Annotated in this window: 19 protein-coding genes and 1 tRNA gene; 11 read left to right on the forward strand and 9 right to left on the reverse strand. The window is 63.6% G+C overall.

What is annotated here, in order from left to right; genetic code table 11:
* Window positions 1-52: 52 nt before the first annotated feature.
* The gene (locus ABD928_RS01015; RefSeq protein WP_187714100.1) at window positions 53-1,429 is read right to left on the reverse strand and encodes an RNB domain-containing ribonuclease; all 1,377 of its coding nucleotides are present in this window, start codon (window positions 1,427-1,429) and stop codon (window positions 53-55) included.
* Window positions 1,430-1,560: 131 nt separating this feature from the next.
* Between ABD928_RS01015 and ABD928_RS01020 the strand changes: the two genes are divergently transcribed.
* Window positions 1,561-2,334, forward strand: a complete 774-nt coding sequence (locus ABD928_RS01020; RefSeq protein WP_187714101.1) for a hypothetical protein — start codon at window positions 1,561-1,563, stop codon at window positions 2,332-2,334.
* A 9-nt stretch (window positions 2,335-2,343) separates the two neighbouring features.
* Here ABD928_RS01020 and ABD928_RS01025 read toward each other — a convergent pair whose 3' ends face one another.
* Entirely contained in the window at window positions 2,344-4,254 is a 1,911-nt protein-coding gene (locus ABD928_RS01025) for a potassium transporter Kup (RefSeq protein ID WP_425569650.1), read from the reverse strand.
* Between the two features lie 125 nt (window positions 4,255-4,379).
* Here ABD928_RS01025 and ABD928_RS01030 point away from each other — a divergent pair, with 125 nt between their 5' ends.
* On the forward strand, window positions 4,380-5,732 hold the full coding sequence (locus ABD928_RS01030; protein WP_345165236.1) for a DUF4118 domain-containing protein: 1,353 nt from the start codon (window positions 4,380-4,382) through the stop codon (window positions 5,730-5,732).
* Window positions 5,733-6,046: 314 nt separating this feature from the next.
* On the opposite strand, the gene ABD928_RS01035 is transcribed toward ABD928_RS01030, so the two are convergent.
* Window positions 6,047-6,562: a GNAT family N-acetyltransferase gene (locus tag ABD928_RS01035; RefSeq protein ID WP_187714104.1), complete on the reverse strand. Its 516-nt coding sequence runs from the start codon at window positions 6,560-6,562 to the stop codon at window positions 6,047-6,049.
* Between the two features lie 422 nt (window positions 6,563-6,984).
* On the opposite strand from ABD928_RS01035, the gene ABD928_RS01040 reads away from it, so the two are divergent.
* Window positions 6,985-7,302 (forward strand): PspC domain-containing protein, encoded by a 318-nt coding sequence (locus ABD928_RS01040; RefSeq protein ID WP_187714105.1) that lies wholly within the window; start codon window positions 6,985-6,987, stop codon window positions 7,300-7,302.
* A 164-nt stretch (window positions 7,303-7,466) separates the two neighbouring features.
* Window positions 7,467-8,138: a DUF6975 family protein gene (locus ABD928_RS01045; RefSeq protein ID WP_223276169.1), complete on the forward strand. Its 672-nt coding sequence runs from the start codon at window positions 7,467-7,469 to the stop codon at window positions 8,136-8,138.
* A gap of 87 nt (window positions 8,139-8,225) precedes the next feature.
* On the opposite strand, the gene ABD928_RS01050 is transcribed toward ABD928_RS01045, so the two are convergent.
* The 3 genes from ABD928_RS01050 to ABD928_RS01060 form a co-directional block, all read right to left on the reverse strand.
* A complete protein-coding gene (locus ABD928_RS01050; protein WP_187714106.1) occupies window positions 8,226-9,623 on the reverse strand; it encodes a methyl-accepting chemotaxis protein in 1,398 nt (465 codons plus the stop codon).
* Between the two features lie 75 nt (window positions 9,624-9,698).
* Window positions 9,699-10,895 (reverse strand): exo-beta-N-acetylmuramidase NamZ family protein, encoded by a 1,197-nt coding sequence (locus ABD928_RS01055; protein WP_345165243.1) that lies wholly within the window; start codon window positions 10,893-10,895, stop codon window positions 9,699-9,701.
* Between the two features lie 9 nt (window positions 10,896-10,904).
* A complete protein-coding gene (locus ABD928_RS01060) occupies window positions 10,905-11,441 on the reverse strand; it encodes a DOMON-like domain-containing protein (RefSeq protein WP_187714107.1) in 537 nt (178 codons plus the stop codon).
* Window positions 11,442-11,486: 45 nt separating this feature from the next.
* On the opposite strand from ABD928_RS01060, the gene ABD928_RS01065 reads away from it, so the two are divergent.
* From ABD928_RS01065 to tyrS, 3 genes are read left to right on the forward strand one after another with little or no spacing between them, the layout of a single operon-like run.
* The gene (locus ABD928_RS01065; RefSeq protein ID WP_345165246.1) at window positions 11,487-12,143 is read left to right on the forward strand and encodes a glycoside hydrolase family 5 protein; all 657 of its coding nucleotides are present in this window, start codon (window positions 11,487-11,489) and stop codon (window positions 12,141-12,143) included.
* A gap of 23 nt (window positions 12,144-12,166) precedes the next feature.
* Window positions 12,167-12,610 (forward strand): glycoside hydrolase family 5 protein, encoded by a 444-nt coding sequence (locus ABD928_RS01070; protein WP_262984978.1) that lies wholly within the window; start codon window positions 12,167-12,169, stop codon window positions 12,608-12,610.
* Window positions 12,611-12,650: 40 nt separating this feature from the next.
* Complete coding sequence (gene tyrS, locus ABD928_RS01075; RefSeq protein WP_187714110.1) at window positions 12,651-13,862, forward strand: tyrosine--tRNA ligase; 1,212 nt, start codon at window positions 12,651-12,653, stop codon at window positions 13,860-13,862.
* On the opposite strand, the gene recG is transcribed toward tyrS, so the two are convergent.
* Window positions 13,859-15,919 (reverse strand): ATP-dependent DNA helicase RecG, encoded by a 2,061-nt coding sequence (gene recG, locus ABD928_RS01080; protein ID WP_345165250.1) that lies wholly within the window; start codon window positions 15,917-15,919, stop codon window positions 13,859-13,861. The two genes, tyrS and recG, sit on opposite strands and share 4 nt — an antisense overlap.
* Before the next feature lie 63 nt (window positions 15,920-15,982).
* Here recG and ABD928_RS01085 point away from each other — a divergent pair, with 63 nt between their 5' ends.
* Both ABD928_RS01085 and mfd read left to right on the forward strand, forming a co-directional pair.
* Window positions 15,983-16,249, forward strand: coding sequence for an FAD assembly factor SdhE (locus ABD928_RS01085; RefSeq protein WP_345165253.1), 267 nt, complete (start codon window positions 15,983-15,985; stop codon window positions 16,247-16,249).
* Entirely contained in the window at window positions 16,246-19,737 is a 3,492-nt protein-coding gene (gene mfd, locus ABD928_RS01090) for a transcription-repair coupling factor (protein ID WP_187714111.1), read from the forward strand. Before ABD928_RS01085 ends, mfd begins: the two co-directional genes overlap by 4 nt.
* Here mfd and ABD928_RS01095 read toward each other — a convergent pair.
* The gene (locus ABD928_RS01095) at window positions 19,734-20,561 is read right to left on the reverse strand and encodes an EAL domain-containing protein (RefSeq protein WP_345165259.1); all 828 of its coding nucleotides are present in this window, start codon (window positions 20,559-20,561) and stop codon (window positions 19,734-19,736) included. The two genes, mfd and ABD928_RS01095, sit on opposite strands and share 4 nt — an antisense overlap.
* 181 nt (window positions 20,562-20,742) lie before the next feature.
* Here ABD928_RS01095 and ABD928_RS01100 point away from each other — a divergent pair, with 181 nt between their 5' ends.
* A complete protein-coding gene (locus ABD928_RS01100) occupies window positions 20,743-21,501 on the forward strand; it encodes an NAD kinase (RefSeq protein WP_395623366.1) in 759 nt (252 codons plus the stop codon).
* A gap of 77 nt (window positions 21,502-21,578) precedes the next feature.
* A tRNA-Asn gene (locus tag ABD928_RS01105) sits at window positions 21,579-21,653 on the forward strand.
* A gap of 145 nt (window positions 21,654-21,798) precedes the next feature.
* Here ABD928_RS01105 and putA read toward each other — a convergent pair.
* On the reverse strand, window positions 21,799-24,915 hold the full coding sequence (putA, locus tag ABD928_RS01110; RefSeq protein ID WP_345165263.1) for a bifunctional proline dehydrogenase/L-glutamate gamma-semialdehyde dehydrogenase PutA: 3,117 nt from the start codon (window positions 24,913-24,915) through the stop codon (window positions 21,799-21,801).
* Between the last annotated feature and the right edge of the window lie 11 nt (window positions 24,916-24,926).

The following is a 24,926-nucleotide window of genomic DNA, read 5'->3' on the forward strand; positions in this document are numbered from 1 at the left end:
TCTTCCCGCCCGCGAAAACCACTCCGTCAGTGCGAACATTGGGACCATTCGGTCAGCTCGCTATCGAAAATTGCACGGTGCGCCGTTCCGCGTCGGCGCTGTCCAGGCGGACGCGGAGTGCGTCGCCCGGCTTCAGTCCGTCGGTCTTGATCCGCGCCACGATCGCGGGGGAGCAGCTCTGGATGCGCGCGCCGCGCTCGTCCACGTCGGTCACCACCGCGTCGAACGTGCTGCCCTCGCGGCCGGTCAGGACCACCGCCTCCGCCAGGTCGATTACCGCATGGGCGATCTGTCCCGACAAGGCGTCCGCCTTCTGCATGACGTCCGGCAGGCGCTCGAACACGCCCGGGTCCGCGACCGGCTGTCCGTTGGCGACCGCAAGCGCGGCTTCCACCACGTACCGGTCGGCGAGCCGGCGCAGCGGCGCCGTCGCATGGGCATAGGTCGCCGCGACCGCCGCGTGCCACGGCTTCGCGCCCTCGCGGTACGGCTCGTAGCCGGCGGCGGGGCTTGCGCGGCGGATCGCCAGCATTATCGCCGCGTCGGCCGGGCGTTCGGGGTCGAGCCGCCGCTCCAATTGCTCCAGGCTCTCGGGCTTGGGCCAGTCGAGGCCGAGCGCCCTCGCCGTATGGCGGAGCCGCTTCACCGCCCAGTCCTGCGGCTTGCCCATGGTGCGAAACAGGCCGGTCTTCGCCTGCAGCAACGCGTCGGCCACCGCCAGGTTGGTCGCCAGCGACAGGGCCGCGTTCTTCCGCTCCGCCCAGCTTTGCGGCCGCAATTGCAGCTGGAAGTGGCCGTTGTCCTGGACGACCTCCTGCTCCGGCGGTTCGACCCGCGCCGCGCCCCGCGCCAGCTCCGCCGCCTCGACCCGGTCGGTTAGCTCTGCAAAGCCCGCCGGCAGCTCGTCCTCGCGGACCGTCTCGTACGCCAGCTTGGCCCGGCTGCGGATGCGCGCCCTTTTTACCCCGTCGAGCTTCGCCTCTCCGGCCGGGTCGACCCGCACCGTGAACACGACCGCCGCTCTTTCGCCGTCCGGCAACAGGCTCACTGCGCCTTCGCACAGGATCGGCGGGTACAGCGGCACCTTCCCGTCGGGCAAATAATAGGATGTCCCGCGCACCCACGCCTCGCGGTCGAGCGCGCTGCCCGGCGCGACGAACCAGCCGACATCGGCGATCGCATAGTGGAGCAGCAGGTCGCTCCCCGCCGGCTCGATCGCGAACGCCTGGTCGAGATCGCGCGACTGCGCCGGGTCGAGCGTGACGAAATCGACCTGCGTCGCGTCTGCATGCTCGCCGATCGGCCGCCGCGCGACGGCTTTCGCCTCGGTCAGCACATCGGCCGGGAAGTCGCCAGGCAGCTGAAACTGCTGGCGGATCAGCGCCAGGCCGTGCCCAAGCAGGCAATCGCGATCGACGATCGTCCGCAAGCGTCAGTCAGCCGAAAACTTGATGGTCGCCATGACTTCGCCCGCCTCCCGCAAGGACGCGGCACCCCTTAGCAGCCGGAATGTGCGGGTGAAGAGCGGCTTTCACTCGCGGTTCAAGGTTGAACAGGCTAGTGGCCGTTCCAGCGACGCACCAGCCAAGACCATCGACCCTGTCCTCCTATCGCCTCCGCTCCGCGCAAGACGAAACGCCGCTTCGCCAGCGCGCGTCGGGCATCGCGCTCGCGGTGGCGATCAATCTCGTCATTCTGTTCGTTCTCCTCGGCATCGGCGTCATCCAGCGAGGACCGCCGCTGAAGCCTTCCGATACTCTCGTCGTTACGCTGTCCGAATCGCCCAGTTCCTCCAGCAAGGCGCCGCAGCCGAAGGTGCAGAAGCAGGCCGCGAAGCCGCGCCCGCCGCTTCCGCACATCCTCCCGATCAAGCCGCCGATCGCCGTCGAAAAGCCGCTCGACCTGATCCCGATGACGAAGCAGGAAATGGCCGCCGCCGATATCCGCGGCATTCCGACCGTCAGCAACAGCGGCGCCGGTTCCGGCAAATCCGGTGAGGGAGACTCCGAAGCCGTCGGCCGAGGCCCGAACGGGGACGTGATGTACGCCGCCGACTGGGCCCGCAAGCCGACGCACGCGGAGCTCAACGGCTACCTCCCGCCCAACGCGCCCGACGGCTACGGGCTGATCGCCTGCAAGACGCTCCCGCAAAACCGCGTCGACGATTGCATCGAGCTGGAGAATTACCCGCGCGGCTCACACCTCGCGAGCGCGGTCCGGCAGGCGGCTTGGCAGTTCCGGGTGAAGCCTCCGATCAAGAACGGCCGCCCGCTAATCGGCGAGTGGGTAAGGATCAAGATCACCTACACGCACTCCGCAGTCGCGATCGAATAAGGCGCTCCGTTAAATCCTCAGCTGGCTGCCAAGCTCAATGACGCGGTTGGTCGGGAGCTTGAAGAATTCCATCGCGCTTTCGGAGCTCTTCATCATCCAGGCGAACAGCCGCTCGCGCCAAAGGGCCATTCCGGGATGCTCCTTTGTCGCGATCAGTTTCTGCCTTCCGAGGAAGAAGCTCGTGCTCATCATGTTGAACGGCTCGCCACAGGTCTGAACGTTGGCAAGATCGGCGGGAATATCGACCTCCTCCATGAAGCCATAGTGCAGGATCACGCTGTAGAACCAGTTGCCGACCTTGTGAGTCTCGATCCGCTTCTTCTGCGGGACGTGCGGGATGTCCTCGACCTTCACGTTGAGAATCAGGACTCGCTCGTGGAGAACCTGGTTGTGCTTCAGATTGTGAAGCAGGGCCGACGGGACAGAATTCGGAGAGGTCGACAGGAAAACCGCAGTGCCGCGAACCCGGTGGATGGACGCCGCCGACTTGATGAACACCTCCATCGGAATGGTGTCTTCTTCCAGCCGCCGGCGCATGAGGGCGCGGCCCGTCGCCCAGGTGGTCAGCACCGTGAAGATAACGGACGCGACCAGCAGCGGGAACCAGCCGCCGTCGGCGATCTTGGTGATGTTCGAGGCGAAGAAGATCGCATCCACCGCGAAGAACAGGCCGATGGTGCAGAAGGCCAGCGCGCGATTCCATTTCCACACCTGGAAGATCAGCACGGCGAGCATGGCCGTGGTGATGAGCATCGTGCCGCTGACGGAAATGCCATAGGCAGCCGCCAACCTGGTCGAGGCACCGAAGCCGATAACGAGCAGCACGACCATTACCAGCAAGGTCCAGTTGACCGCAGGGATATAGATCTGGCCGGCCGCCTTGGCGCTGGTATGCGTGGTATGCAGGCGCGGCAGGAAGCCCAGCTGGATCGCCTGATGGGTAACGGAGAATGCTCCCGAGATGACCGCCTGGCTGGCGATAATCGTCGCTGCGGTAGCAATGACCACCAGCGGAAGCCGCGCCCACTCGGGCGCCATGATGAAGAAGGGATTTTCCGCGGCCGCGGGATTGCTGAGCAACAGCGCGCCCTGCCCCATGTAATTCAGCACCAGGCAAGGATAGACCAGTGTCAGCCACGACACGCCGATGGCCTTGCGGCCAAAGTGGCCCATGTCCGCATAGAGCGTCTCGGCGCCCGTCACTGCCAAGAAAACCGAGCCCATCGCTAGAAACGCCAGCTTCGGATCGTAGAGGAAGAACTTCACCGCCCAAGTCGGGCTAACGATGCCGATGATGTCGGGGTGCTGGGCAATGTTGGTAACGCCCAGAACAGCGAGCGCGGCGAAGTAGATGAGGACGACCGGGCCGAAGATGAGGCCCACCTTTGCGGTTCCACGCGATTGCACCAGGAAAAGTGCGATCAGGATCACAACGGCAATCGGAACCACCAATGGAGCGAACGACGCTTCGACAACCGTAAGCCCCTCGACGGCTGATAGAACGGAAATCGCCGGTGTGATGATGGCGTCGCCGTAAAACAGTGCTGTGGCGAGGACGCCGAGAGTGACAAGGCCGCTCGCCCATTTCTTGTCGCCAAGGTTTCGGGAGATCAGCGCCAGAAGAGCAAAGGACCCGCCTTCGCCCTTATTGTCCGCCCGCATGGCGACCAGGACATATTTCATCGTGACGATCAGCATCAGCGACCAGAAGATCAGGCTGAGCACCCCGAAGATGTGCAGCCTGTCGACCGCGAGCGGATGCGCGCCGAGGAAGCTTTCCTTCATCGCGTAGAGCGGCGAGGTGCCAATGTCGCCGTAAACGACGCCGATCGCGCCCAGCATGAGCATCGGGAGCGAGTGGGTTTGTGCCTCGTGTGCTGATTCCGGCGCGACGGCCGGCGTTTCCGTAAGAGTAGCCATGCCCCGAAGGTGAGGTCTGAGGGCATAAAGATTCCATGTGGATTCCGTGTGGTTCCTATGAAGAACGGGCGGGAATCAAGCGTCGACCACTCGACGTTTGTGCTGGTCGGGCCCAATTTGCGGTGATGGTCGGTCTAACTGAATCAAACCGCTCGGCCGCCGCGCAGGCGCGCGCCTATGCGGAGGCGATTCTTCTCGTCGCGGCGTCGACGATCATGGGGCTTCTGCTTGCACCCCGATGGGGCAATTCCGCTGTCGATCTCCTGTATTTGCCCGCGGTGCTTGCTGCAGGCGTGCTCGGCGGATTTGGCCCGGCACTTCTCGCAGCCTTGGCCTCGGCACTCGCCTACAATTTCTTCTTCACCGCGCCGCACATGACATTTCGCATCGACAGCGCGAACGACATCGTAACGGTCGTCGTGCTGTTCGCTGCAGCCGCACTGACGAGCCAACTCGCGTCCTCGATCCGCAAGCAGGCCCGGCTGGCCGAAGCGCACGCCGCTCGGAATGCGACCATCGCGGGCCTCGCCCGCCGGCTACTGACTTGTACGTCGGACAAGGAAATCGCGGATGTCGCCACCCGTGAGCTGGCGATGATCTTCGACTGTAACGCCTTGCTGGTCGAGAACGGCCGCGAGCCGCGGGTGCTTTCGAGCGCTCCGGGACAAATGGGCTTGGGTCCGAGCGACTTCGCTGCAGCGGCCTTAACCTTGGACGTCGGTGAGCGGGCCGGCCGGGGCCTGAACCGGGCGGTGCCAACGGAATGGCAGTTTCATCCGGTGAAGGCCGGCTCGGCCGTCATCGCGGCCATGGCTGTTGCCCGTGACGACGGTGCGCCACCGGTCCGCGAAGACCAGATCCAACTGCTCGACAACTTGCTCGATCAGGTGGCCCTCGCCCTGGAGCGCGCGCGTCTGGAAGGAGAAGCGCGCGAGTTCACCCGAGTCCGCGAGCGCGACCGAATCCGGTCGGTCCTGCTGTCGTCCATTGGGGAAGACCTCCGTCCCTCGTTGTCGGTCATCAGGGATTTGGCAGGCAAGCTCAGGCGGAGCGGCGTGGACGACAAGGAAAGCGTTTCGACAATCAGCGCCGAAGCCGCCAAGCTCGACCGCTACCTTTCCAATCTGGTCGATCTGGGCGTCGAGCAAGACCAGCGGCCGCTCGAGGCCGAAGGCGTGACCATCGATCTCTTGAAGCGAGCAGTGATGCGGGACGGGGATGAGGTCCACCTCACTCCGAAGGAATTTGCCGTGCTGGCCGAGCTGGCCAAGCATCCGGGCCAGGTTCTCAGCCACGCGCATCTGCTGCGGACCGCGTGGGGGCCAGCGCAAGAAACGCAGGCGGATTACCTGCGAGTCGCGGTTCGGGCGCTTCGGCAGAAGCTTGAAAGGGATCCGACTCACCCCAGCCTGATCATTAACGAACCGGCAGTGGGGTATCGTCTCCGCGCTCGATACGACGTCGAAGCCAAATCGTAACAGCCTTCGGAACGGCCAGTTTCAGCGGACGTTTTCCTGAACGTGCGCCCTCTTGCCCAGAGGCAGCGCCTGTTGGCGGAAGAGAAGCGGTTCGATCGTCGCTCGGTCGGGCCGCTTCTTCTTTGTTTTCGGCCTGAAAGAATGACCGAGACGGTAACCAATTGCTTTGGCACCCGCTTAAGTCGTGACCGGTAAATAAGGGTTCAGCAGCACCGGCCCAGCGAGTTTTCGGAGCGGTCCTGCCGGAACGACAAAGGAAACCCTGCTCCACCCTTCGCCTTCCCCAGAGGGCAGGGTTTCCAACCTCCCCCAAATCAGGCTTCAGGTGGCTCGGTAGACGCTCTTCCGAGCGATCGTTGCATGTAGACGTTGTCGAGCCAGCGCCCATGCTTCCAGCCGACTCCCTTCAGCCTGCCCACTTCGGTAAAGCCGCAAGAAGCGTGGAGCGCAACTGACGCCGGTTCCGCGCCGCCGATCACGCCGACAATCTGCCTGAAACCGGCCGCATCCGCTCTCTCGCAAAGCGTTTGGAGCAAGGCCTTTCCGATGCCGCGGCCCAACCAATCCGGGTGAACGTAAATGCTCGTCTCGCACGCCCAGGCGTAGGCCAGGCGGTCGCGGAACTGGGTAACATAGGCATAGCCCTGGAGCTCGCCATCTCTCGCCGCGACGATGAACGGCCAGCGGTTTTCGCGAATGCGGCGGATCTTGGCGAGCGTCTCCTCGGTCGATGGCGGGGTCAGGTCGTAGGACGCTGTTCCGTAGAGAACATGGTGCGCGTAGATGGCCGCAATCGCCGCGGCGTCGGTCTCCTCTGCATCCCGGATCATGGGGGCGTTTGCTTGCACTGCACAGGGGGGACCGCAACGTGAGGAATTGACGGCGCGTTAACCTTCATCCTTCGCACGGGCTTAAGGCACACCCGGTAAATTCCGAGTTGTCCCGGGGCGGTTCACCCCTTTTCCGCACGGGATCAGTGGACAGAAGCGTCAGTGAAGCCCTGCCCCACCCTTCGCCTTCCCCAGAGGGCAGGGCTTCCTCCTCCAACCGACGAAAGCTTCCCACGCTCACGGTCCTGCGGGTTCGTGCAAATTCCCAACTTTGGCGCATCGCACCAACTCGCAACTGCCGTTTGGCCAGCATTCGTTCAGCTGAAATCCCGTAGAAATGCGCCTTTCACGCAAATGGCACGCCTCCTGCTTAAGCATCTGCATCGACGGCGCCGCTGGCTCCGCAGGAAAAAGGAAGACCGATGCAGAACGTTCACACCGCCACCCTTGAGGATGACGATTTCGACTCGAACGAGCCGGATAGCCTCTTCGGCATCTGCCAGGCGGCGGGGGAAGACCTCCACATCAGCCCCTTCCTTCTGCGCGTCGGCCTGATCGCCTTGCTGTTCTTTGGCCCGTGGCTCGCGCTCGGTGCCTATGTCGGGCTTGGCGTAGTCGTCGTCAGCTCGCGTCTTCTCTTTCCGAAGCCGCGCAGTGCCAAGGCCGCGGAGCCCGTCTCGATCGCGGCGAAGCACGAATTCGTCCAGGACGAGCGCCAGCCGGAGCTGATCGCCGCCTGATATTCCTCAATTCCCAGGCAGAGGGGCGTCCGCACGGGCGCCCCTTTTCCGTTCGGCGGCTGCCATGTTCCACGATCGGAGGCTCGCGCTAACCTCCTCTTTACGCCCTTCGGCTACTGTCCGCTGACTAAGGGCAGCGCCCTGCGTGTTATGAGGGGAGTAGGATGGCGATCAATCGGTCCGTCGACCGTGCAGCGGTCAGCGTAGCCGAAGCGCATCTTGCCCGCGTCGCCGCGGACGGATCGTCGCGCCATCGTCACCTCAATGCCCTTCTCGAAGCTTCGAGCCTCAATCCAGCGCGCGATCTAGCGGACGCCGTGCACCTGCTCTGCGGGCTTCACGGAAACCAGCCGAGCCTGGTCGAACATGCCTATCAAAATGCCCCGAAAGGTCCGTCGAGCGATTGGCTTGCGCGGGCCGCCGAGGCTTTCGAGCGAGAGCGGTTGTTCCTCGTTCGGTTGACGTCGGCTGTTGGTCCCCTGCCCAGCACGCCGGGAGCGGCCGAAACCGAAGCGACCATGAACGCCCAGCGCAATGCGCTGGAAATCCTGGCGACGTCGGAACGTCGTGGCTGCGCCCTCGGGGCCGCCGCGGCGCTGGTCGGCGACTGGTGGCCGATCCGCCGCATCCTCGATCGCGCTGCATCTCGTGCCGGGATCGACTCGCCGGCCCCTGCGCTGCCCGATGAAGCGTCGATCGTCGCGGTCATCGAGGGTGCATCGGACACTCCAGCCAGCCAGCGGGCTCTGGGCTTTGGCGGCGAGCAGCTCCTGCTGCAGCATCGCGGGCTGTTCGACCTGCTCGAAGCCCGCTCGGAAGCTCGCAAGGACTATTGATCGGACTGTGCTCCTGCGCAGGCAGGAGCCTAGTATTCCCTAATGTGAAGAGTTCACTGGGCTCCTGCCTATGCAGGAGCGCGGAGCTCAATCGTCGCGGTAGGCGAGCTCGTAATTTCCCCAGCGGCGGCCCTTGATCCAGAGCGGCACGAAAACATTCTTCACCGGGATAAACTTGTCGCCGAGCTCCATGCGGTAAGTCGCGAGCATCGCCGGCTTCTCACTGTCGATTGCCGCCTGCGTCGTATCGTCCATGAAGATGCGCTTGTTGCGGCAGTGGGCGTCATTCCAGACCGGATCCGGGCCGGGTGTATGGCTGCGCTCTGTGAGGTGCGTCGGCAAATAGCCGTTCACGTCGGTGATCGCCGAGCCGATCAGGCGATCGTCGCTGCCCTTCACACGGTCGAGGATCGGCTGGACGTACTTGTCGGCGAATGCACAGAATGCGGTGTCGTATTGCTCGGGATTGGTACCCGGAATGAGCTTGTAATCGCGGTCGAACACCTCGCCGATGGAGATCTCTCCGGTCTCGATGCCGCGTTCGATGGACCCCTGGATGGCTCGCATCGCTTCCTGAGCCTTCAGGATGAATGGCGTGTCGTCGATCTCGGCGCCGGAATTGGCAAGCGTGTCGAGCATGGTGTTCGACAGCATTTCCAGATGCTCGAGCCGCTTCTGGGCCTGGAGCAGCTGGCTGCCGTTGTTGCGGGCGTCGCCGGCAAAGTCGGTGAGGCCGGCCTTAACGCGGTCCACGCTGGTCTGGATCATGCTGGTCGAATGGGCGATGCCCTCCGTCTGGCGGTCGACCATGGTGACGATTTCCGAGACCTCGCGAACCGTCTCGCTGATCTGACCGAAGCCTGACTGGGCCGCGCGGCTACGGTCGACGCCGGTCTTGATCTCGGTGGTGACGGCGCTCGCCTCGCGGGTCAACTCGCCGATCGTCGAGGCAATCTGGCTGGTCGCTGCACGCGTATCGTGAGCAAGCTTCTTCACCTCGGCGGCAACGACGGCGAAGCTGCGGCCGGCATCACCGGCGCGGGCGGCCTCGATCGTTGCGTTAAGCGCGAGCATGTTGGTCTTGCGGGCGATCGTCTCGATGGTCGAGGACACGGTCTGCACCTGGTTCATCGCCGATGCGAAGCCGGCCATGCGTTCGCCGAGTTGAACGACGAGTTCGGTCAGGCCCTTGAAGCCCGCGATGGTGCCGTCGATGGCTTCGCGTCCCGCTTCGAGCTTGGCACGCGCCTGTTCCGACAGGAGGCGCGCTTCGTCGGTGGAGTCCGACACGCGCGCCTGGTCGGCGAGCAGGCGCGTCGTCACTTCTTCCAGGCTATCGAGCATGTTGAGATGCTCGGTGATGCGCGAACCGACATCGCGGACGTAACCGGCGACATCACTGCATTCCATGGACAGGGAGCCACAATCGCGCGCAACGCTGCGGATCGCGTGTTCAGTGACTTCCTCGATACCGTGTGTGGCCATGGACCAGCCCGCTCCCCGAATGCCTTCGGAGATTGGAATAGAGGCAAGCCCCTACTCTTTCGTTAACCACGCCGCTCAGTAGCGGAGAAAGGCCTGGCTCTGCTCGTCCCAGGACCGTTCGTCGGGAAGCGTGAGGCTATCGAGGTCGTCCGGCGTGGCGTTGATATCGTCAACCCATTCGCGAAGTAGCGTTGAACCGTTAATCACGTCGATCGCGAGCTTCCCGAACTCATATTCATAAGGGAAATCGCGCCAAAGTTCGTAATCCGGATAGAGATTGCGGATGGCCTTGAAGCCGAGCGCCTGGAGCCGCCACGGCTTGAAATAGGTGTGATCGTAAAACGGCCCTTCGGCATGGATGAACACGCCGCTGCACAGCTGCTTCACATGCTTGTGGAAGGTCGGCTCGAACCAGATCTCACGCAACTTGCAGCCTTCAAGCCAGCTTGGGGCGAGCTCGTGCATCTGGGCGATGACCTTGCCCGCGTCGATGTCGGGAGCGCCGAACAGCTCCAGGGGCCGCGTTGTACCCCTGCCCTCGCTCAGCGTCGTGCCCTCGAGCATGACCGTGCCGGCGTAGGCGCGGGCCATGTTGACGTTGGCGGCATTGGGGCTCGGATTGATCCAGACGCGCTCCTGCGGCCAGCCGAAGCCGGGGCCTTCGGGTTGCCAGTCGGCCATCTCGATCACGCGGTAATCGACGTCGAGCTTGAAGCGGTCGACGAACCAGGCGCCCAGCTCGCCGAGCGTCAGCCCATGCCGCATCGGAATCTCGGCGGCTCCGACGAAACTTTCCCAGCCAGATCGCAGGATCAGCCCTTCGACCGGTCGACCCGCTGGATTGGGACGGTCGAGCACCCAGACGGCCTTCCCGTGCTCCGCGGCCGCTTCGAGCACGTACAAAAGGGTCGTGACGTAGGTGTAGATACGGCAGCCGAGATCCTGCAGGTCGATCAGGATGGTGTCGAACGTTCCCATCGACTGGCCTGTCGGTCGGCGAACCTCGCCGTAAAGGCTGAAGACCGGGATGCCATAGGTTGGATCCGTGAAGTCGGGAGACTCCATCATATTGTCCTGGAGGTCGCCGCGAACGCCGTGCTGCGGGCCGAACACGGCCGAAACCTTGAGGCCTGCAGCGAACAAGGCGTCGATGCTGTGGGTCAGGTCTTTCGTCACGGACGCGGGGTGGGCCAGAAGCGCGATGCGCTGGCCTTCCAGCGGGCGGCGAAGATCGGGATCCGCGAGGAGACGGTCGATTCCAAACAGGCTCATGCTGGCTGCTTAAGGGAGCTTTGCGACGAAGCAATCCGGCGAATGGAAATCCGGCTTGTCCGGCGCATGAGCCAGCGCCCAATAGGACTTGGTGCCGTTGGTTTCTTCCAGCACTGCCGCAAGGTTGAGCTCCCAGCTCTTGCCGGCCTCCACCGCGATGGTCGCGCCCAGCGTCCACCAGGTAAGATTGTCCTCCATGCGGATGTAGGGCGGTGCGCCGACATCCAGCTCCGCCATGCCGTCGCGATAGCCGGAGAATTCGTAGGCCGCCCATTGGCCTGAGGGCGCGAAGTTCCATTCCTGGTAGCGGTCGGCTCCGGTCTCGCGAAGAAATGCCTCGAAACATGTGGTTTTCCACAGCTCGTCAGTCCGCGAAGGGTCTTCCGCCTCGGGGATGACGAAGCGCGATGCGGGTGCGCCGATTCCGAACCAGATGTTGACCGTCGCGGTCGCGCCGAATGCAGCGGCGTGATCGACACTGGCCCAGACTTTCAGGTCGCCGATTCCCGACGGAGTCGCCTGATGCGGGATGAGGCTGAGCTGCACGGTTGTTCAGTAGCAGGAGGAAGACTGGCGCGCTAAGCAGGAAATGTGACGCTTTTCCGGGCTTTCCTGGCTTTACTCCTGCTCGCTCTTCCAGCGAGTTGGGCGGCGGCCGCCCCGCCCGTTCCTGCGGTCCAGATCGATCTCGACGCCTGGAGCGCAGCACAGCGGATGGGAGTCGGCGTAAACATCGGCAACACGTTGGAAAATACAGCGTCATGGGAGACCGGCTGGGGCAATCCGCCAATCACGAAGGCCTTCATCGACCATGTTGCCAGCCTCGGTTTCAAGACCGTCCGGCTGCCAATTGCGTGGGACACTTACGCCGATAATGGTCGGATCGACCGCGAAAAGCTCGAACGGGTCGGGGAGGTCGCGGACTGGATCACCTCTGCCGGGATGTTCTGCGTCATCAACATTCACTGGGATGGCGGCTGGATCGATTCCGGAGACAAGAAGAAGTTCGGGAAGGCCTTCCATACCTTCAGTCCCGAAGCGGACCGGAAATTCAGGAGCTACTGGTCCCAGATCGCCCGTCACTTCGCCAATCGCGATCAACGTTTGATCTTCGAGGCATTCAACGAAGAATCACACTTCGATGGCAGTGGATCGGAGAGCGACGCCCACGCAGCGCTTGGGCGGGTCAATCAGGCCTTCATCGACACAGTCCGCGCAATGGCGGCAATAATGCCAGGCGGCTTCTGATCATCGCGGGCTACACAACCGACATCGACAAGACCGCGACGGACATGTTCATCGTCCCGCGCGACACCGTTGCAAACAAACTCCTCCTGTCGGTCCATTACTACACGCCGTGGCCGTTCGCAGGCATGACGAAGGACGAAAGCTGGGGGAAGATGCGGCAGACCTGGGGGACCGCCGAAGACGTTGCCGAATTGCGACGCAACTTCGACAAGATGGAAAACTTTGCAAAGCGGAAGGATATTCCCGTCTTCGTCGGAGAGTTCGGAGCGGCTAATTCGAAGGATCCGCGCTCTCGCGCCAAGTGGATGGCCTCCGTCGCACTCACCGCCCAATCGAGAGGAATGATTCCGGTGCTGTGGGACATTGGGCAGGACATATCCCGCAATCCGCCATTCACCGTCAGCCCCGAACTCACCTTTGTCCTGAAGCAACTTCAGGCGCCCAAAGACGTGTCCAACGGGCAATGAGCTTGTTGCTTACTGCCCTGCAATGCTAGCCGACCGGACGATGACCAACTTCAAGTCCGGCCTCCTCCGCCTCCTCGACGAGCGCGGCTACATTCATCAGCTGACCGATGCCGAGGGCCTCGACGCCCTCGCGTCGAAGGAGATCGTGACCGGGTATATCGGCTTCGACGCGACCGCGCCGAGCCTGCATGTCGGGAGCCTGGTGCAGATCATGCTGCTCCGGCGCCTTCAGCAAAGCGGACACAAGCCGATCGTGCTGATGGGCGGCGGGACCACTAAGGTCGGCGATCCTACGGGGAAGGACGAAAGCCGCAAGCTGCTGACCGACGCGGAGATCGACACCAACATCGCCGGCATCCGCAAGGTGTTCGAGCGCTTCCTGACGTTCGGCGACGGGCCGACCGATGCCATCGTCGTCAATAACGACGAGTGGCTGAGCAAGCTGGAATACATCCCGTTTCTTCGGGACGTCGGGCGGCATTTCACCATCAACCGGATGATGACGTTCGACAGCGTACGCCTGCGCCTCGACCGCGAGCAGCCGCTGACGTTTCTCGAATTCAACTACATGATCCTGCAAGGCTACGACTTCCTGGAGCTGTCGCGGCGCTACGGCCTGCGGCTGCAGCTCGGCGGGTCGGATCAATGGGGTAATATCGTCAACGGGATCGAGCTCGCGCGCCGGATCGACGGGACCGAGGTCTATGGCGTCACGACGCCGCTGATCACCAATGCCGACGGATCGAAGATGGGCAAGACGGCGCAAGGCGCGGTCTGGCTCAATGAAGAGCAGTTGAGCGCCTACGATTACTGGCAGTTCTGGAGGAACGCGGACGACGCCAACGTAGGCAAGTTCCTGCGACTGTTCACGGAGCTTCCGCTCGACGAGGTCGAACGGCTTGAGCGGCTACCTGGCGCGCAGATCAACGAAGCGAAGATCGTGCTCGCCACCGAGACGACGGCAATGCTGCATGGGCGTGAAGCAGCTGACACTGCAGCCGAGACGGCACGGGCGACGTTCGAGCAAGGTGGGCTCGGCGACGACCTTCCGACCCTTTCGACCGGCGAAGGCGTGAGCATCGCCCAGGCGCTGACGGCCATCGGCTTCACACCGTCCAACAAGGAAGCGAAGCGGAAGATTGCCGAGGGTGCGGTCCGCTTGAATGACGAAATCGTCAGCGATCCCGGCTTAATTGTTACCGGTGGGAAGTTGAGCCTTGGCAAGAAGCGTCACGGCCTGCTCGTTCCCTAGCCGCTCCTGATCAGTCCAACCGCCTGGTCGCGCTCGAACAGATAGAGGCAGGTTCGCGCCGCTTGTCCGCGCGGTCCCGAGAGGCCCCCGTCGCGATCGAGAAGGATCAGCGTGTCGTCTTGCGCGATCTGGGCAAGCTCTTCGACGTCCTTGGCGGTTGCAACACGAAACGCGACTTCGCCAGACTGCCGGGTCCCCAGGATTTCTCCCGGCCCCCGCAGCCGTAAATCCTCCTCGGCAATCCGAAAGCCGTCATTGGTTTCGCGCATAAGCGCCAGTCGCGCGCGCCCGACCTCCGTGAGCGTCTGGCCGCGGATCAGGAGGCATGTGCTCTTGCCGGAACCTCGCCCGACGCGCCCTCGAAGCTGATGAAGCTGGGCGAGGCCGAAGCGCTCGGCGCCTTCGACGATCATCAGCGTTGCATTCGGCACGTCCACACCGACTTCGATCACCGTCGTGGCGACGAGAACCGACAGCGCATTGGCAGCGAAGCGGGACATCACTGCGTCCTTCTCGGGGCCCTTCATGCGGCCATGGACAAGCCCGACCTTATCGTCGCCGAAACGCAACCGAAGGATTCTTGCTCGTTCCTCGGCAGCTGCCGCATCGCTCTTCTCGCTCTCTTCGACGAGCGGACAGACCCAGTAGGCCTGTCCTCCAGCCGCCAGATGGCGGCCGAGCCCGTCGACGACTTCGCTCAAGCGCTCTTCGCTGATGACGCGGGTCTCCACCGGCGTCCGGCCCGGCGGCATCTCGTCGATCCGGCTGACGTCCATCTCGCCGTATTGGGTCAGGGTCAGCGTGCGCGGGATCGGCGTGGCGGTCATCACCAAGAGGTGCGGTGGGCGTTCCGCCTTGGCCGCGAGCAGAAGGCGCTGCGACACCCCGAACCGATGCTGTTCGTCGATCACCGCCAGACCGAGGTTCTTGTAGGCGACCTTCTCCTGGAAAATGGCGTGCGTCCCGACGAGAATGTCGATCGATCCATCGGCGAGCCCCATCAGGACGGACTCGCGCGCCTTGCCTTTTTCGCGACCGGTCAGGATGCCGACGCGGACGCCGATGCTGTCGACCTGCTTCAGGAGCGTCGCGTGGTGCTGGCGGGCGAGAATCTCGGTCGGTGCGAGCAGCGCCGCTTGCGCACCCGACTCGATCGCTGTCAGCATCGACATCAAGGCGACGAGCGTCTTGCCCGATCCGACGTCGCCCTGGAGCAGCCGCAGCATCGGCGCGGTCTGAGACATATCGCCGCGGATTTCCTCGACGACCCGCCGCTGCGCTCCGGTCAGCTGGTACGGCAGCTTCAGGCGAGCGATGATCTCGCCGGTACCCGGAAGCGCAACGCCGCGGTGCCGGCGCGACGCCTGGCGCAGAAGCATGAGTGCAAGCTGGTTGGCGAAAACCTCATCGTACGCGAGCCGCCGGCGTGGGTCGTCGGACCCCGGGTCGCGGTGCGCCTCTGCAACGGCAGAGCGCCACGGGCGCCACGCCTCGCGCGCCGCCAGGCTGGGTTCGATCCATTCGGGCAGATTGGGCGCGCGTTCGACCGCCATCGCCGCCAGCTCCCGAAGCCGCTTGTTCGTCAGGCCCTCTGTGAGCGGGTAGACGGGCTCGCGAATGGCGAGTTCCGCGCCCTTGTCAGACGGCAGCACCTCCGGGTGGATGATCTGCCACTCGTCCCCGTAAGCCTCGAGCTTGCCGGACACCGTCCGCGTTTCGCCCATCGGCAGGCTCTTCTTCGCCCAGCCGGGATTGTTGAAATAGATGAGACTGACCGTGTTGCCGTCGGCATCAGATGCGAAGACACGTGTCGGACCTCGTCCCGAGCGTGGCTGGCGGAACTGGAACGGCTTCAAGTCGATAATCACGTCGCTGCCGAGCAGGCTGGAGTGCGCCGACTTTGCCCGTACCCGCTCAATCACGCCGGTCGGCAAGTGATAGAGAAGATCCACAGCGCGGGTAATGTCGAGGCGCTTCAACAGCTTGGCGACCTGCGGGCCCACACCTGGAAGGGTCTCCACCTCGGCAAACAGCGGGTTCAGGATTTCGGGCCGCATGCTGGGGTGTTAGCGCCTCACGCGGCGCTCGCAATCCAGACCGGGAATCACTACATCGCACGCATGCTTCCAGACGAGGAATTGAGGCGCCTGCACTGGCGAGCGCACCATCGCGGTACGCGCGAGGCGGACATGCTGATCGGCGGTTTCTTCGACACGCACGGTGAGTCGTGGAGTGCTGACGAGCGAGTCCTGTTCAATGACATGCTCAATGAGCAGGACGTCGACATCATGGCCTGGGCGATCGGAACCGCCGAGGCCCCCGCGCGCTTCGCTGGTCCCATGATCGATGCCCTCAAGCGCCTCGACTATATTCGGATCGCCCGATGACGGACGTGCTGCAGCGCGTCCTGCGCTCATCCGAGCCTTTGACCCTCGCTGGCGTGCCGTCCGGTTTCCTGCCCGTGCTCGCCGCCGATCTCGCGCGTGCCGCGCATGGCTCGTCGAAAAGCGGCCGGGCGGTGGTGATCGCCTCCGACGAAAGCGCCATGCGGGCACTCGCCGAAACGGTCCCGCTGTTTGCGCCCGAAGTCGAAGTGCTGACCCTGCCTTCTTGGGACTGCCTGCCTTACGACCGGACCTCACCCGCCCTCCGGGTGATGGCTGAGCGGCTTGCGACCTTGAACGCGTTGCAAGCCAAAGCGGAGGGCCCGCAACTCCTGGTGGCGACGGAAAATGCTGCGAGCCAGCGGCTGCTCACACCGTTCCGGGTTCGCCAGCTCACGAAGCGGATCGAGGCGGGCGCGCGGATCGACCGGAATCAGTTGGTGTCGCAGCTCAATGCCCTTGGCTACGAGCGCGTCGAATCGGTGGCTGAGCATGGCGAATATGCCGTTCGCGGGTCGTTGATCGACCTGTATCCTGCGGGCGAGCCCCTCGCCCTTCGCCTCGACTTCTTCGGCGATGAGATCGAGAGCCTGAGGCAGTTCGATCCCGCCGACCAGCGCTCGACCGACCGGGCCAAGGCGTTCACGCTGATGCCCGCCTCCGAGGCCCTGCTGGACGAAGAGACGATCAAGCGCTTCCGTTCGCGCTATCGCGAGACGTTCGGGGCCACGGCGACCGGCGACCCGCTCTACGAAGCGATCTCGGACAGCCGGCGGATGAGCGGGATGGAGCATTGGCTGCCGCTGTTCGAGGAACGGCTGACGACGCTTTTCGACCATCTTGGCGAGAACGACCTGATCGTTCGCGATTCCGGTGTCGATCAGGCGCTCGCCGCGCGCCGGGAATCGATCGACGATTATTATGCCAATCGCCGTAAGACCATGTCGGGGGAAGCTGGAAGCTACCGCCCGCTCGAGCCGAGTGCGCTCTATCTTACGGAAGAAGAGTGGACGCAGGCCGTTGCGGATCGACCGATCCACCTGACGTCACCGTTTCCCGAGCCCGAAAGTGCCCGCACCGTCAGCTTCGGCGTCGAACCGGCGCGGGATTTCGCTCCCGAACGGACACGCCAGGAAAATATCTACGAAGCCGTCGTCAATCATGTCGCCAAGCTACGGAAGACCGGTCACAAAGTTATCCTTGCCAGCTACACGCGCGGGGCTCGCGAGCGTCTTGCCGGGTTGCTGTCCGACCATGGGCTGAAATCCGAGAAATTGGCGGATAGCTGGCAGGAAGCGCTCGGCAGCAAGACGCAGCCCGCCCTTCTAGTCCTTCCGTTGGATCACGGCTTCACCGCGCCCGACATCGCGGTTCTCACCGAGCAGGACATGCTCGGCGACCGACTCGTTCGTCGCCGAAAGAAGCGGAAGGGCGCAGCGGCGTTTCTTTCCGAGCTGGCGACGCTCACGCCCGGCGATCTCGTCGTTCACAACGATCACGGCATCGGCCGTTACGAAGGCCTGACGTCAATCAACGTCGGCAAGTCTCCTCACGACTGTGTCGCGCTCGAATATGCCGGCGGCAACAAGCTCTATGTGCCGGTCGAAAATATCGAGCTTCTGACCCGCTACGGCAACGAAAGCGAAGGCGTGGTGCTCGACCGCCTTGGCGGCGAAGCTTGGCAGCGGCGCAAGTCGCGGATGAAGGAGCGCATTCGCGAGATCGCCGGTGAGCTGATCAAGACGGCGGCAATGCGCGCTACGCGCCCGGGCGTGGTGATGGAGCCGGACAGCGCCTTCCCGCAGTTCGTCAACCGCTTCCCCTACGAAGAAACCGACGATCAGGATCGGGCGATCGAGGAAGTTCTTGCCGACCTCGAGAGCGGCAAGCCGATGGACCGACTGGTCTGCGGCGACGTCGGCTTCGGCAAAACCGAAGTTGCGCTTCGGGCAGCATTCGTTGCGGCCATGTCCGGGATGCAGGTCGCGGTGGTGGCGCCGACCACCCTCCTCGCCCGCCAGCATTACCGGAACTTCGTCGAACGCCTCGAAGGTTTCCCGATCCGCGTCGGCCGGCTCTCACGTCTCGTGCCTGCCGCGGAGGCGAAGAAAACACGCGAAGACCTCGCCAATGGGCAGGTCGATATCGTCATCGGCACCCACGCGATCCTCGGCAAGGGCGTCGAGTTCAAGAGGTTGGGGCTGGTGATCGTCGATGAGGAGCAGCATTTCGGAGTCACGCACAAGGAGCGGCTGAAGGCCCTCAAGGCCGACGTGCACGTGCTGACGCTTACCGCGACACCGATTCCGCGAACGCTGCAAATGGCCATGAGCGGACTGCGCGAATTGAGCGTTATCCAGACACCACCGGTCGACCGCCTGGCGGTTCGCACCTACGTTTCACCCTGGGACTCCGTCGTGATCCGCGAAGCCCTGCTGCGCGAGCATTACCGCGGCGGGCAGAGCTTCTTTGTCGTTCCACGGATTGCCGACCTGCCCGAGATGGAGGAATGGCTCCGCGAAGAGGTGCCCGAGGTCAAAGCGGTCACCGCGCATGGGCAGATGGCACCGACCGAAGTCGAAGAGCGGATGAGCGCTTTTTACGACCGCAAGTACGATGTCCTGCTGTCGACGACGATCGTCGAGAGCGGTCTCGACATCCCCAGCGCCAACACCCTCATCGTGCATCGTGCGGACATCTTTGGACTCGCTCAGCTCTATCAGCTGCGTGGGCGCGTCGGCCGATCCAAGATACGCGCTTACGCCTATCTCACCACGCCCGCCGACCGGTCGATTACGGAGACGGCGGAGAAAAGGCTTCAGGTGCTCGCCAACCTCGATAGCCTCGGCGCGGGCTTCCAGCTCGCGAGCCATGATCTCGACATTCGAGGGGCGGGCAACTTGCTCGGCGATGAGCAGTCTGGTCATATCAAGGAAGTCGGCTTCGAGCTCTATCAGTCGATGCTTGAGGACGCGATCGTCGAGCAAAAGGCAGGCGGGATTCCGCGGCAGGAAGAGTTCACGCCGCAAATCAGCGTCGATGCCCCGATCCTCATTCCAGAAACCTATGTTCCCGACCTCGACCTCCGGATGGGCCTCTATCGCCGCCTCGGCGAGCTAGATGACAAGCAGGGCGTTGAAGGCTTTGCGGCGGAATTGATCGATCGCTTCGGCCCGTTGCCGTCTGAGACGCAAAACCTGCTGAAGATCGTCGAGACCAAGCTTAACGCGAAAAGGGCGATGATCGCCAAGCTGGACGTCGGACCGAAGGGCGCGCTTGTGACCTTTGCCGACAGCGGCTTCCCGGATCTCCCTGGCCTGCTCGGCTACATCGATCGGCTCAAGGGCACGGCGAAGCTCCGGCCAGACAGCAAGCTGGTCATCAGCCGCGACTGGCCGACTTCCGAGGCGCGGCTCAGTGGGGCCCTTCAGCTTTCGACGGGGCTCGCCCGCGTCGCTGCGGCTGCCGAGCGGGAGAAAGAAGCGGCTTAGGCCGCTGTCGAGCGGGAGACCGCGACGAAGCGCGACAATTCCATCTCGTCGAGCGCTCCTGCACCGATGAAGCCTTGATACATGTCGCACCCCCACTCCGCGAGAAGCAGGAGCTGTGTCGTGCTCTCCACACCTTCGACCACGACCGCAAGGCCGAGGTCGCGGGCGAGAGTGAAGATCGACCTAACGACAATGCGGTCGCGCTCGCTTGTGCCAATCCTGGCAACCAGCCCGCGGTCGATCTTCAGCGCGTCCAGTGGAAGGCTGCCGAGATAGGACAGGCTGGCATAGCCCGTTCCAAAATCGTCGAGCGCAACCTTGATGCCCTCCTTGCGAAGGATCGCGAGCCGTTCGGCAACGGTCTCGAGATCGCTGAGCAGGGCATTCTCCGTAATCTCGATCGTGACCCTTTTCGGATCGATGCCGACGGAATTGATCTGTCCAAGCAGCCAATCGACGTAGCTGTCCTGGAGGATGTCGGCAGGCAGCAGATTGATGGATATGCGAAGGCGCCGCAGCGGCCCTTCCCATGCCGCTGCGGCGCGCAACGCCTTGTACTGGACAAGGCGCGACAATTGCTCGGAGAGCCCTGCGGCTTCCGCACGAGCAAAGAGATCCTCTGCGCTGGCAGCCCTCTCCCAGCGCGCTAGCGCTTCGGCCCCGAATACCTCGCCAGTCCTCGGGTTGATCTGAGGCTGGAAGACCACGGAGATCTGCTGGTGAGCGATGACTGCCGCGAGCAACTCGTCGGAGCGGCGGCGCTGCGCTGGAGCCCTCCGCTCATCGGCCCGTTCCTTGGTCTCTGCTTCGATGCGCTTTTGCATGCACACTGGCTAAGCCTGCCTCTCAAGGGCGGATACGGGCCACCTTGCCCTCGCCCCACAACGGGACAGTGGCGTGCGGAGGGAAAATCCCTATGTTCAAGCGCGAAAGGAGCGGCGTTTGAGCGCTGACGCGGCCAAGTTCGGCAGTGAGGAAACGAAGCCTGACCTCGCAAGCCAGAAGATCGGCCTTCTTTCCTCCCACACCGAGGTCGCCAAGGCGGCCGAGGCGATGCTTCGCCGGCGATATGCGTGGGCGGACACCGACGACGCGGATGTGCTCGTTGCGTTGGGCGGCGACGGCTTCATGCTGCAAACCCTCCACGCGATGCTCGATGCGGGGACACCGAAGCCGGTGTTCGGGATGAACCGCGGCACCGTCGGCTTCCTGATGAACGAATGGAGGCTCGATCGGCTTTCCGAGCGCATCGCGGGCGCCAAGGCCATCCGCGTTGCTCCGCTGCAAATGACGGCGACCACGGACACCGGCGAAGTCCGGCGGCATGCGGCGATCAATGAAGTCTCGCTGCTCCGCGAGACGCGGCAAACAGCGAAGATCGAGATTCTCGTCAACGGCCGCGTCGCCCTGCCGGAACTGGCCTGTGACGGTGTCCTGGTGGCGACGCCGGCAGGTTCCACGGCTTACAACCTGTCTGCGAGAGGGCCGATCCTGCCGCTTGCCGCCAAGATGCTCGCGCTGACGCCGATCAGTCCGTTCCGGCCACGGCGTTGGTCAGGTGCGATCCTGCCCGACGACACCGCGGTCTGCTTCCGCATCCTGGAAGCCGAGAATCGCCCGGTTTCCGCCGTTGCCGATCAGGTCGAGGTTCGCGACGTCGTCAACGTCGAGGTCAGCCTGGACCGGGAGCGGTCGCTGACGTTGCTGTTCGATCCCGAGCATGCGCTCGACGAGCGGATCGCGATGGAGCAATTCGCCACTTAAGGGGCGATGGCACTTGCCTTTAGGGGCAGCTTCGCTATCTAGCCCGCCTGCCTGCGCGGCGTGAGCTGCGCGGTCGCTCCCCGGTAGCTCAGCGGTAGAGCATCCGACTGTTAATCGGACGGCCGCCTGTTCGAATCAGGCCCGGGGAGCCATTTCTTTTGCGCGCCAGACGAACGAAGCGGCCAGGCTTTCGCCCGACCGCTTCGGCGAGGCGCGTTCGTGTCTGGGAAGACCACCCCGCACCTCTAGAACGTGCTGCTGTTCCGGCTGGTCCACGGCGTCCCGCGGAGGGACAAACTATCCGTCGATCGCAGCCATCAGAGTGGCGTTGCCGCCTGCCGCCGTGGTGTCGATGCAGGTCACGCGCTCCGTGGCGAAGCGAGCCACATAATGCGGGCCGCCAGCTTTCGGGCCGGTTCCGGAAAGGCCTTCGCCGCCGAACGGCTGGCTTTCCACCACCGCACCGATCTGGTTGCGATTGACGTAGAAATTCCCGACCCGCGCGTGCTTCTCCACATAGTCGCGCACCGTATCAATTCGGCTCTGCAGACCGAGGGTCAGGCCGTAGCCTGTCGTGTTGATGGCCTCGATGACCTCGTGCAGCTTGTCCCCAGCGAAGCGCACGACATGGAGGATCGCCCCGAAATTCTCCTGATTCAATTCACTCAGCGACCGGATTTCATAGAAAGACGGAGCAACGAAACAGCCGTTTTCGGCCTCTTTCGGCAGCTTCAAGCGACAGATCTTCTTCGCATTCTTGTCGAGCCACGCAATGTGGTCCTCGAGCACCTTCCTGGCAGGCTCGTCGATGACGGGGCCGACGTCGGTGCGAAGGTCGCGCGGGTCGCCGACCGTCAGAGCCTCCATGGCACCCGAGATCATCTCGATCATGCCGTCAGCGACATCCTCCTGAACGAACAGCACGCGGAGTGCCGAACATCGCTGCCCGGCGCTTTGAAAGGCCGAGGAAATGACGTCGCGGGTCACCTGTTCCGGCAACGCCGAGCTGTCGACAATCATGGCGTTTTGACCACCTGTCTCGGCGACAAACGGAATGATCGGTCCAGCCCGCTCTGCCAGTGTCCGATTGATCGTGCGCGCAGTCTCGGTTGAGCCGGTGAACACCACGCCGGAAAGCAAGGGGTGTGCGGTCAGTGTGCCGCCGACGACCCTGCCCGAGCCGGGCGCGAGCTGAACAATATCCCTGGGGATGCCAGCCTGGTGCATCAACTCGATTGCCAGGGCGCCGATCAGGGGCGTCTGCCCCGCGGGCTTGGCGATAACGGCATTGCCCGCAGCAAGCGGCGCCGAAACGAGGCCGGTGAAGATCGCGAGCGGGAAATTCCACGGAGAGATGGCGGCAATCACCCCGCGCCCGTGGAGGCGGAGCTCGTTCTGCTCTCCGGTCGGCCCTGGAAGCGGCAGCGGCCCGCTGAACTGGCGGCGGGCTTCCGACGCGTAGAAGCGCAGGAAATCGACCGCCTCGCGCACTTCAAGCACGCCGTCGATCAATGTCTTTCCGGCTTCGCGCGTGCAGAGCGAGAAGAATTCTTCCGCATGTTCCTCGTAGAGATCGGCCGCGCGCTCCAAAAATTGCGCCCTCTTCTCTCCACCGAGCGAGTCCCATTCGACCTGAGCGTCATGAGCAGCGCGAACCATGCGATCGACGTCTTCGGCCGTCGCTTCGAACACTGTCCCGACAGCGATGCGGTGATCATGAGGCGAGACGATCGGTCTGCCCTCGCCTTTCCCAAGGCCTGGCTTGGCGGTCCACGTGCGGGCTTCGAGCCCCTTCAGCCGTTCCATCAACGGGTCGCGCACCAGCGGATCGCTGAGGTCGACGCCAGCGCTGTTGCGGCGCGCTGAGCCGAAGAGATCGGTTGGCAGAACGATCTTCGGATTCCGCTTGGGCGTGAGAGCATCAAGATCCGCGACGGGATCGCGGACGAGATCGTCGAGGCTGACGTGCTCGTCGGCAATGCGGTTCACGAACGAGGAATTGGCACCGTTCTCCAAAAGGCGACGAACGAGGTAGGCCAGCAGTTCCTTGTGGCTGCCGACAGGCGCATAAATGCGCACCGGTGTTTGCGGGTCGCCAATGCCCCTTTCGAGCTGGGCAAGCTCTTCGTAGAGCCCCTCGCCCATGCCGTGCAGGCGCTGGAATTCGAACTGCGTCTTTCCGGCAATCGCCTTGATCGCGGCGATTGTGTTGGCGTTGTGAGTGGCGAAGGCCGGATAGATGGCGTCGCTGGCAGCCAGCAGGATCTTCGCCGATGCCAAATAGGAGACGTCGGTCGCCACCTTGCGGGTGAAAACGGGATAGTCCGTCAGGCCGGCTACCTGCGCAGCCTTGATCTCCGTGTCCCAATAGGCGCCTTTCACCAGGCGAACCATCAGCTTGCGCCGATGCGCTCGTGCGGCCTCGACCACCCATTCGCATAACGGAACGGAGCGTTTCTGATACGCCTGGATGGCGATGCCGAGACCGCCCCAGCCGTTGGCGAACAGGCTGTCGTCGGCAAGCAAGGCTTCGAGCATGTCCATCTGAAGTTCGAGCCGGTCCGCTTCCTCGGCATCGATGGTCAGGTGAACGTCCGCCTTGCTCGCCTTCTGCGCCAGCTCGGTTAGGATCGGTAGGATGTAGGCCTTGGCCTCGTCTGCGTGGCTCCATTCGTAGCGGGGATGGAGCGCGGATAGCTTGACCGAAATTCCCGGGGACACGCGGAAGCCGTCCTTGGCCTCCTTGGCGATCCGATCGAGCGCGTTGCGATAAGCTTCGGCGTAACGTTCGGCATCCGCAATCGTGCGCGCAGCCTCTCCCAGCATGTCGAAGCTGTGCGTCAGCCCCTGAGATCGCTCCGGCGCGGCGCGGCGGAGCGCTTCGTCGATGGTGCGGCCAAACACGAAATTGCGGCCGAGGATCTTCATCGCTTCGCGAACGGCGGCGCGAACCACCGGCTCGCCAAGGCGGCCGACGGCGCGGCCAAGCGCAGCCTTCCAATTGTCGCTGCGATCGTTGGCTCCCTCCAGCACCTTGCCGGTCAGCAGCAGCGAGAAAGTCGCCGCATTGACGAAGGATGAGTCGGACTGACCGATTTTTTCGGCCCAGTCGGGGCCCGAGAGCTTGTCGGCGATCAGCTCATCCGCAGTATGCGCGTCGGGGATGCGGAGAAGCGCCTCAGCCAGGCACATCATCGCGACCCCTTCCTCGCTGCCGAGATCGTAGGCCTGCAGGAATGCGTCGAGGCCGGACGGCTTGTGCGAGCGAACGCCTTTCACCAGCGTCCTCGCAATCGCGTTTGCTTCGCTTAGCGCATCCGATGGCATGCGCGCTTGCGAAAGCCGCTCCAAGACGACCTCGTCCTCTTCAGCGCGATACGCGAGCCTGACCTTGTTGCGATTGACCTGGGCCATGCCCGCAGCTG

The organism is Sphingomonas daechungensis, from assembly GCF_039543105.1.
Lineage (GTDB): Bacteria > Pseudomonadota > Alphaproteobacteria > Sphingomonadales > Sphingomonadaceae > Sphingomicrobium > Sphingomicrobium daechungense.